This is a genomic window from Streptomyces flavofungini, assembly GCF_041028215.1.
GTDB lineage: Bacteria > Actinomycetota > Actinomycetes > Streptomycetales > Streptomycetaceae > Streptomyces > Streptomyces flavofungini_B.
Genome location: NZ_JASKYR010000366.1, coordinates 1 through 8,422, shown reverse-complemented (window position 1 = coordinate 8,422; position 8,422 = coordinate 1). Strand labels below are relative to the sequence as shown.

Here is an 8,422-nt window from a genome sequence, read left to right as displayed (position 1 = left end):
GGGTGGCGAGCACGTCGTCGAGCCAGGCGAGCGTCATCCGTTCGTACGCGATGCCGCCGCGCAGGACGACGTGCTGCAACTCGCGCCCGGCGTCCGGTGCGCGCGACGCGTCGGCCGGCGGCGGGAAGTCGCGCCGCTCGCCGACGAGATAGCGTTCGAGGCGGTCGGCGTGGGCCGCGCGGTACCGCTCCACCTCGTGGAGCAGTGCGGCCGGGTCGCCGAAGGCGGCGCCGCGGATCTTCACGGCGAGCTCGTGCCGGACGCTCTCGGGCTCGATGGGTTCGTCGAGCCAGCGGGAGAGGGCGGTCCGCCCGGCGGCGGCCACCGAGTACTCCTTCTTGTCCGGCCGTGCCTGCTGCGCCACGGCGCGGGCGTTGATCCAGCCGTCGCTCTCCATGCGCTTGAGCACGCGGTAGATCTGCTGGTGCGTGGCGGCCCAGAAGTAGCCGATGGACCGCTCGAACCGCCGGGCCAGCTCATAGCCGGACCCGGGCTGTTCCAGAAGCGAGACGAGGATCGCGTGCTCTAGCGCCATGCCGCGATCCTGCTATGCAACGAGTTGCATAAACAAGGTCCGGCGGCCGGTTGAGACACGGCTCACCCGGGCGCCGGTCAGCCGCGTTCGAAGTCGTGCATGCGGCCGATCACGGTGAAGCCGCGGCGCTCGTACCAGTGGCGCGGCCAGTCGTTCGCGTAGGCGGTCAGGAACCGGGTGGCGCAGCCGTGCGCGGCGGCCATGCGCAGGGCTCTGCCCAGGACGGCGTCGCCGTAGCCGCGTCTGAGATGTGCCTCGGAGGTGATCAGGTCCTCGATCTGGGCCGTGCCGGTCGTCGGCTCCAGATAGAGGTCGGCCCATGAGGCGATCTCGCCCTCCGGTGTGCGGGCGCCGATGAAGTGCACGATGTCGGCGCCGCGTCCGCGGGCCTCGCGCCGCTCGACGAGATGGCGGATGACCTCGTCGTCGGCCTCCGTCTCCGGGATGAGGGAACGCCAGCGCCGGGTCAGCGGGCCTCTGAGCGCGTCGAGGCCGACCGGCCGCGCGGCACCGCCGACCGGTACCGGGCCGGTGTGCAGCATGACCAGATAGGTGGAGTGGGAGTACCCGGCCCGTGTGAGGGGCGGCGCGCAGGCGGCGCCGACCGTGTCGTCGAGGACGGTGATCAGCCGGTGCGGCAGATGCCCCAGGGCCTCGTCGGCGAGGGCGGGCAGCGCGTCGGGGTCGACGGCGGAGTCGATGACGACCTGGTTGTTCGCGCGGGAATGGAGGAAGGCGTCGTCGTGGACGGCGAACCCGCCGGGCAGTTCGACGACCCGCGCGGCCTGGCGGCGCGCGAAACCGGCCATGAAGGCGTTGATCCGCCGCAGAGTGCGCTCGCGCGCGGCATGTCGGGTGGCGTCTCGCGCGGCGTCCGAGGGGGTGCCGTCCGGCACGGGTGCGGGGAGCCGCAGCGTCGGACACCAGCGCCGGGCCACCCGGTGCAGCCGCCGCCGGTGGTCGGCGATCCAGCCGTCCGGCGGGTCGACCGGGACCCGCACGGTGACCATGGATCCCGGCACGTCCTCGACGACCACCTCGGGGCAGTCGCGCTCGCCGGTGAGCCGGACGGAGAGGGTGGGTCCCCGGTCCATCGCCAGCCAGTCGACGTTCTCACCGGCGTCGAGCCCGTCGAGCGCCCCCGCCCAGCTCTCCAGCGTCGACCGGGAAAGGGCCAGGGCGAGGCGTCCGGACACGAAGGGCGTCGTCACGACGATCTCGGCGCTGAGGCCCTCGCGCCAACCGGGGTGGGGCCCGAGGACATCGACGGTGACGCTGTTCCCCTCGTCGTCCGCGAGACGGATGAGACCTCTTGCTGCGGCATCGTTCACGGCTGCCCCTTCATGAACGCATGGACGAGTCCCGCAGATCCTTCCGTCACGGGGGCGGCCTGCGCCACCTCATTCCGACCGTTCCGGCGGGACACGGCACCGATCGTGTCCGTTGTGTGCCGGTAAAGGAAATCCCAAGAGGGGAGAGGAACTCCCAGGCGAGGCAGGGCGTTGGCAGAAGGACCGCGCGGATCGCGCGCGGACGGACGAACGGGCAGCTGAGGTGGCACGCATGGCGATGTGGGACCGGATCAAGGACCAGGCCAAGGGTCTTCAGCAGCAGGCGCAGGGCGGGCGGAGCTCCGGCGGCCACGGGCACCCCGGGGCGGGTCCGGGCACGGGGGCAGGCGCGCGCGGCGGCTCGAAGGCGCAGCTCGTGGGCGTCCTGAAGACCCAGCTCGCCTCGCTCAAGACCGAGCTGAAGAGCGGGGCCTACCGCGACGCGAGCATGGCCATGTGCGCCCTGGTCGCGGCGGCCGACGGCACGGTCGACCCGGCCGAGCGGCAGCACGTGGAGTCCCTGATCCTGCAGAACGACGTCCTGCAGAACTTCCCGCCCGAGCAGCTCCGGCAGCGCTTCAACAAGCACGTGGACCAGCTCTCGTTCAACTTCCAGCAGGGCAAGGCCGAGGTCATGCAGGAGATCGCCAAGGCCGCGAAGAAGCCGACGGAGGCCAGGGCAGTGATCCAGACCGGCTTCGTCGTCGCCGGCGCCGACGGGTACATCGCCCCGGCCGAGGAGCAGGTCCTGCGCGAGGCGTGCGCGGCACTGAACGTGTCGCCGCAGGAGTTCGGCCTCTAGAGCCCTACGGCGATGCAGGCCTCACCGGGCCCCGGCGGCCTTGTCCAGGAGCGGGTGGTGAAGGAGTGCAGCCGCCCCTGGGCCAGGGCGAACCGGGGCAGCGTGACGCCGAACGTCCGGGCGATCGCCGCCAGGGCGGTGGCCGGGCCCCGCTGTTCCGCGGGGCGGCCGCCCTGACGGAGTCCGGGAAAGAGCTGCTCCGGTGCCAGCTCGTCCGGTATGCGCCCGAAGCGCTCACACCGCTCGCCGCGCACCCCCACTGACAACCGGCCCGGGACCCGCGCGGAGGCGGGCCGGATGCGGGCCGGCCCGCTCCTCATCGGCCGAGGCCGGAGGGTCAGTAGATGTTGACCTCCACCTCGGCACCGTCCCCCCGGGTGCTGTTGATCTGGGCGCGCAGGGAGATCTCGTCGTACACGCGGTACTCGCGGACGATGCGGCCGTTCTGGATCAGGAACTGGGAGACGCCGAGGACCGTCACCGGTTTGCCGGTGAGGGGGCCGAAGGACGGGGTGCCGCGGTAGGTGCCGTGCATGGTCCAGGTGACGGCGATCCGCAGACCGGCGTAGCGGTGCGCGAAGTTGGTCTGCACGTCCCGGACCGCGAAGCGGGCGTCGGGGAAGGCGCCCACCAGGGACAGCAGGTCGCTCTGGTAGCGCTCGGGGCGGATGACGGTGCGGTCGCCGACCGTGTGCAGGAAGAGGTCCCGCGCCATGAACTCCTTGACCTTGTGGAGCCGGCGCTGCGACCACACCTCGTCGATGAACTGGAGCACCATCTCGCACTCGGGCCGGTAGTCGTCGGGGCGCGCCCCGCTCACGCCGACGGCGAGGACGTCCTTCGGCGGCTCCTCGGTCATCGAGCCGGTGTATCCCTGGAAGAGCAGGGCGCGGCCCGCCTCGTCCGGGTCGATGCCCAGCTGGAGGCAGTCGGCCAGCTCGTCGCGGACCACCCACTCCTCGACCATCCGGCCGCGCCGGTAGAGGCAGTTGGCGACCGTGCGCTTGCGGACGCGGACGTTGCGGCCGTCCACCAGGTGCTCGTCGGCGGAGAAGACCAGGTGCGAGCTGAGGAAGGCGTCGTCGCCGCGCGCCTCCCACACCACGTCCTCCGCCTGGCCGATGTGCCCCGGCGTTGCGCCGATGCGCATCGTGGTGCCCTCGATCACACCGTCACGGCCCACCACGGTGCCGAGGCTGGTGTGGACGATCGAGTCCGGCTCGTAGTTCTCGACGATGTGGGCGATGTCGCGGTCCACCCAGATGCGGTCGGTGACGTCGCGGATGAACTCGTCCGGGTCCGCGTAGGGGAGGTGGGCGACGGGGTCCAGCGGCATGGTGCTTGCCCTTCTTGGTTGATGCTCGAAACAGGTGCGGGTGTGTGGTGCGTATGCGTATGCATACCCGTCATCCGGGGAACTTGTCAGCCCCCAGGTGGCTCCGGTACGTCTCCGTCATGAAGGCGCTCACCACCACGAGGGCCAGGACCGCGGCGGCGGCGAGGTAGACCCACACGGCGTAGATCGTGTCGAAGCTGCTGACGAGCAGCGCGGCGACGAACGGCGTGATGCCCATGAAGATGGAGAACGAGCTGTTGTACGCGATGGCGCTCGCGCTGAACCGGGTGCGGGTCGCGAAGAGTTCGGCCGTGCAGACCGTCACGATGCCGGTCAGGAAGAACTCGGGCACGATGTAGATGAGCTGGCTCGCCACCGCCGAGCCGAACGTGCCGCCCTCACCGACCCAGAAGGCGAGCGGGACGAGCACGACGCAGGCGATGGCCCCGGTGACCAGCATGGGCTTGCGGCCGATGCGGTCCGAGAGCATCCCGGCCAGGGGCAGCAGCGGGATCAGCACCGCGACCGAGATGGCGTTGGAGGTCAGCGCCATCCAGCGCGGCAGCCCCAGGGTGCCGGTCAGGTACTCGGGGTAGAAGGTGACCCAGCTGTAGGACAGGATCGCGAGCATGACCGAGACACCGCAGTAGGCGAGGATCGCCCGCCACTGGGTGCGCAGCGCCTCCTTGACCGGCGCCTTGACGACCTCGGTGCCGCCCTCGGTGGCCCGCACGAACTCCGGTGACTCGTCGATGCGCCGGCGCAGCCAGATCCCGACCAGGCTCAGCGGCAGCGCGAGCAGGAACGGCACCCGCCACCCCCAGGAGTCCAGCGTCGGTCCGTCGAACGCCCAGCTGGTGAGCGCGGCGGTGCCCGCACCGCCGAGGATGCCGACGAAACAGCTGTTGGAGGCGTACGAGGCGTAGTAGCCGCGCCGGTTCGGTTCGGCCCACTCCACGATGAAGGCCACCGCCCCGACGTACTCGCCGCCCGACACCATGCCCTGCACCACGCGCAGGAGCAGCAGGAGCAGGGGCGCGAGGATGCCGATCTGGTGGTACGTCGGCAGGGCGCCGATCATGGCGGTGGTGACGCCCATCAGCACGATGGTCCACAGGAGCGTCTTCTTGCGGCCGACCCGGTCGCCCCAGCGCCCGACGAGCGTCCCGCCGAGCGGGCGGAAGAGGCACGCGACGGCGATGATCCCGTAGGTGCTGAGCACCGCCGTCGTCGGGTCGCTGTCGGGGAAGAAGGCGGGGGCGAGGACCGGCGCCATGTAGCCGTAGAGGCCGTAGTCGAATTGTTCGACGAAGTTGCCGATGCTTCCCGCGCCGATGGCTCGGCGGATCGCACTCCGCTTCTCCGGTTCGGTGGGCGGGGTGCCGGTGGTGGTGGCGGTGGTGGGCGGCGCTGCGGCGGACATGGCTTCTCCGTTCGCGCAGGGGCAGAGGGGTTATGCATACGTATGAACTTCCGCCGAACACTAAGGAGCGCGGCAGAGGCCGGTCAATAGGCTGGCGACAGGTCTTGCGGCGGTCTCCCGGCGGTCCTCAGGGGGACTCGGCGGGCGCCGCCAGGGAGCGCAGGGTGTCCATCAGGACGTGGGCCATGTTGTAGAGCACCAGCTGCGCCCCGGCCCGCTCGGCGGCCCGCGCCCGCACGGTGTCGGGGACGATCGTCATGACCGCCCCGCCCGCGCCCCGTACCGCCCGGTGAGCCTCGGCGACCAGGCCGTCGATCACGTCCCCCGCGGGGAATCCGCGGTCCGCGGCGAGGTCCGCGGGCCCCACGAGGACCGCGTCCACCCCCTCGGTGGCGGCGATGTCCGCGGCGGCGGCACACGCCCGTCCCGTCTCGATCATCACCACCACGAGGGTGTCGCGCGCGGCGGTGACGTGGTCGGCGGCGGAGACCGTGCCGAAGCGGCCCGACCTGCTGTAGGTCGCGAAGCCCCGGGTGCCGAGCGGCGGGTAGTGGGAGGCGGCCACCGCCCGCCGCGCGTCCCGCGCGGAGTCGATGTGCGGATGGATGAGCCCCGCGGCCCCCAGGTCCAGGCACCGCAGCGCGAGGGCGGGTTCGCAGGTGCCCACGCGGACCAGGACGTCGATGCCCCGCGCCGCGGCGGCCGTCAGATGGTGCTGGAGCGCGGTCAGGTCGGCGGGCCCGTGCTCGCAGTCGATGACCACATAGTCGAGGCCCGCGACCCCGGCCATCTCCACCAGTGTCTCCGAGGGGAGCCGCAGCAGGGCGCCGTAGAGCCGTTCACCGGCCGCGAGGCGGGCCTTGAGCGACGCGCGCGGGGCCGTCACCGCGCCACCATCCCGGCCGACAGGTCGATGTCGGCGCCGCAGAGACCCGGCATCCGCAGCATCGCGCTCACCGCGCCGCCCACCTCCTCCTCGGTGACCATCCGGCCGAGGGCGGACCGCGACACGAACGCCTCCTCGGCCGCCGCGCAACTGCTGCCCGTCCGCTCGGCCTCCAGGCGGAAGTTGCGCTCCATCCGTGGCCCGGCGACGGGGCCGGGGGAGAGCGAGTTGACCGTCACCCCCAGCGGACCCACCTCGCCCGCGAGAGTGGCCGTCAGGCCGATGACCGCCATCTTCGACGCGCAGTAGGGCGTGCGCCGCAGCAGGGGCCGTTTGCCCGACACCGAGGCGATGTTCACCACGTCGCCCGCGCCGCGCGCCGTCATGGCGGGCAGGAAGGCCCGGCACATCAGGAACACCCCGCGTACGTTGATGTCGAAGACCTCGTCCCAGTCCGCCGCCGAGATCTCGGTCAGCGGAGCCACCGGGCCCGCGACACCGGCGTTGTTGACGAGGACCGAGATCTCCTCGCCGTCGAGGCTGTCCGCGAGCGCGTCGACCTCGCCCGGCACGGACACGTCGCACCCGCGGTACGTGACCTCAGGGCCGAGACCGGTGGCCGTCTCCTTCAGCTTCCGCTCGTCGCGGCCGGTGATCACCACCCGCGCCCCGTCGCGCAGCAAGGAGCGCGCGATGGCCGCGCCGAGCCCGCTGCCGCCCCCGCTGACCAGCGCGGTGCGCCCGGCCAGCGGGGTGTCCCGGCCGCTCATGCGCGGGCCTCGTCGTTCCAGGGCAGCGTGGCGTCGCCGTACTTGGCGGCGCGCACATCACCGGAGCGGGCGTGGCCCTCGAACAGCTCCACGCGCGCCGCCCGCCCGCACACCTTGCCGAGCCTCGCCGACGACGCGGTGTCGGTGACCTCCTGGTAGGTGACCGTCTTCAGGTACTTCCCCACCCACAGGCCGCCGGTGTAGCGGGCGGCGCCCCGGGTGGGCAGCACGTGGTTGGTGCCGATGACCTTGTCCCCGTACGAGACGCAGGTGCCCTCGCCGAGGAAGAGCGCGCCGTAGTCGCGCATCCGGTCCAGGGCCTGGCGGGGGTTGTCGGTGAGGACCTCCACGTGCTCGCTGGCGTAGGAGTCGGCGATCTCGAAGGCCTCGGCCAGGGAGTCGGCCACGACGATCTCGCCGTGGTCGCGCCAGGCGGGCCCGGCGAAGTCGTTCGTCGGCATGCCGGGCAGCAGCCGGTCGATGTGGCGCTCGACCTCGCGGCCGAGCTCCTCGGAGGTGGTGACGAGGACGGCCGGGGAGTCGGGGCCGTGCTCGGCCTGCGAGAGGAGGTCGACGGCCACCACGAACGGGTCAGCGTGCTCGTCCGCGACGACCAGGATCTCCGTCGGGCCCGCGAACAGGTCGATGCCCACCTCGCCGAAGAGCTGCCGTTTGGCCTCGGCCACATAGGCGTTGCCGGGGCCCGCGATGAGCGGCACGCGGCCGATGGTCTCGGTGCCGATGGCGAGCGCCGCCACGGCCTGGACCCCACCGAGCAGGTAGATCTCGTCGGCGCCCGCGAGGTGCATCGCGGCGACGGTGGCGGCGGGGATCTCGCCCCGGATCGGCGGTGTGCAGGCGGCGACGCGCTCCACCCCGGCCACCTTCGCGGTCACGATCGTCATGTGCGCGGACGCGGTGAGCGGGTAGCGGCCGCCGGGTACGTAGGCTCCGGCGCCGGACACGGGGACGTGCCGGTGGCCCAGGCGGACGCCGGGCAGCGTCTCGATCTCGACGTCACGCAGCGAATCGCGCTGCGCCTGGGCGAACGTACGCACCTGCTTCTGCACGAAGCGGATGTCGTCGATGACGGTCTCCGGCACACCGGACACGATGCGCTGGATCTCGTCCCGGCCGAGCCGGAAGGACTCCGGGCTCCAGTCGTCGAACTTCTCCGAGTATTGGCGTACCGCCTCGTCACCCCGCTCGCGGATGTCGTCGAGGATGGCGTGGACCCGCTCGGCGACATCGGCGCGAGCGGCGCGCACCTGACCGGCGGGCACGGGGGACTTGAGAAAACGGGGCATGACGGCTCCCAGGGGCAGGTTGATGCTGGGGG

At 72.0% G+C, this 8,422-nt stretch carries 9 protein-coding genes and 1 pseudogene; 1 reads left to right on the top strand and 9 read right to left on the bottom strand.

The genetic code is table 11. The features are described 5' to 3' along the window. The 3 genes and pseudogenes from AB8Z36_RS23725 to AB8Z36_RS42325 form a co-directional block, all read right to left on the bottom strand. Window positions 1-535 (bottom strand): PadR family transcriptional regulator (locus AB8Z36_RS23725; protein ID WP_369215391.1); only part of this gene is annotated, 535 nt, incomplete at its 3' end. Between the two features lie 77 nt (window positions 536-612). Next, window positions 613-1,344, bottom strand: coding sequence for a GNAT family N-acetyltransferase (locus AB8Z36_RS42330; protein WP_440581983.1), 732 nt, complete (start codon window positions 1,342-1,344; stop codon window positions 613-615). Window positions 1,345-1,470: 126 nt separating this feature from the next. Beyond that, a pseudogene (locus tag AB8Z36_RS42325) lies at window positions 1,471-1,866 on the bottom strand (DUF5959 family protein); the annotation flags it as partial. Between the two features lie 232 nt (window positions 1,867-2,098). Here AB8Z36_RS42325 and AB8Z36_RS23715 point away from each other — a divergent pair. After that, window positions 2,099-2,668 (top strand): tellurite resistance TerB family protein, encoded by a 570-nt coding sequence (locus tag AB8Z36_RS23715; RefSeq protein WP_369215389.1) that lies wholly within the window; start codon window positions 2,099-2,101, stop codon window positions 2,666-2,668. Here AB8Z36_RS23715 and AB8Z36_RS23710 read toward each other — a convergent pair. From AB8Z36_RS23710 to hisD, 6 genes are all read right to left on the bottom strand, one after another. After that, the gene (locus tag AB8Z36_RS23710) at window positions 2,665-2,988 is read right to left on the bottom strand and encodes a hypothetical protein (RefSeq protein WP_369215388.1); all 324 of its coding nucleotides are present in this window, start codon (window positions 2,986-2,988) and stop codon (window positions 2,665-2,667) included. The two genes, AB8Z36_RS23715 and AB8Z36_RS23710, sit on opposite strands and share 4 nt — an antisense overlap. Window positions 2,989-3,005: 17 nt before the next feature. Next, window positions 3,006-4,004, bottom strand: coding sequence for a nuclear transport factor 2 family protein (locus AB8Z36_RS23705; protein WP_369215387.1), 999 nt, complete (start codon window positions 4,002-4,004; stop codon window positions 3,006-3,008). A 70-nt stretch (window positions 4,005-4,074) separates the two neighbouring features. Next, window positions 4,075-5,427, bottom strand: coding sequence for an MFS transporter (locus AB8Z36_RS23700; protein ID WP_369215386.1), 1,353 nt, complete (start codon window positions 5,425-5,427; stop codon window positions 4,075-4,077). A gap of 127 nt (window positions 5,428-5,554) precedes the next feature. Continuing rightward, entirely contained in the window at window positions 5,555-6,313 is a 759-nt protein-coding gene (locus AB8Z36_RS23695; RefSeq protein WP_369215385.1) for an HpcH/HpaI aldolase family protein, read from the bottom strand. Next, complete coding sequence (locus AB8Z36_RS23690; protein WP_369215384.1) at window positions 6,310-7,083, bottom strand: SDR family NAD(P)-dependent oxidoreductase; 774 nt, start codon at window positions 7,081-7,083, stop codon at window positions 6,310-6,312. Before AB8Z36_RS23690 ends, AB8Z36_RS23695 begins: the two co-directional genes overlap by 4 nt. Beyond that, window positions 7,080-8,390: a histidinol dehydrogenase gene (gene hisD, locus AB8Z36_RS23685; protein WP_369215392.1), complete on the bottom strand. Its 1,311-nt coding sequence runs from the start codon at window positions 8,388-8,390 to the stop codon at window positions 7,080-7,082. Before hisD ends, AB8Z36_RS23690 begins: the two co-directional genes overlap by 4 nt. Window positions 8,391-8,422: the final 32 nt, after the last annotated feature.

What these genes read in the sequence shown, in the direction of transcription:
- AB8Z36_RS23690 (WP_369215384.1), bottom strand. Translation starts at nt 7,083, where the DNA reads ATGAGCGGCCGGGACACCCCGCTGGCCGGGCGCACCGCGCTGGTCAGC.
- hisD (WP_369215392.1), bottom strand. Translation starts at nt 8,390, where the DNA reads ATGCCCCGTTTTCTCAAGTCCCCCGTGCCCGCCGGTCAGGTGCGCGCC.
- AB8Z36_RS42330 (WP_440581983.1), bottom strand. Translation starts at nt 1,344, where the DNA reads ATGGCCGGTTTCGCGCGCCGCCAGGCCGCGCGGGTCGTCGAACTGCCC.
- AB8Z36_RS23705 (WP_369215387.1), bottom strand. Translation starts at nt 4,004, where the DNA reads ATGCCGCTGGACCCCGTCGCCCACCTCCCCTACGCGGACCCGGACGAG.
- AB8Z36_RS23700 (WP_369215386.1), bottom strand. Translation starts at nt 5,427, where the DNA reads ATGTCCGCCGCAGCGCCGCCCACCACCGCCACCACCACCGGCACCCCG.
- AB8Z36_RS23710 (WP_369215388.1), bottom strand. Translation starts at nt 2,988, where the DNA reads ATGAGGAGCGGGCCGGCCCGCATCCGGCCCGCCTCCGCGCGGGTCCCG.
- AB8Z36_RS23715 (WP_369215389.1), top strand. Translation starts at nt 2,099, where the DNA reads ATGGCGATGTGGGACCGGATCAAGGACCAGGCCAAGGGTCTTCAGCAG.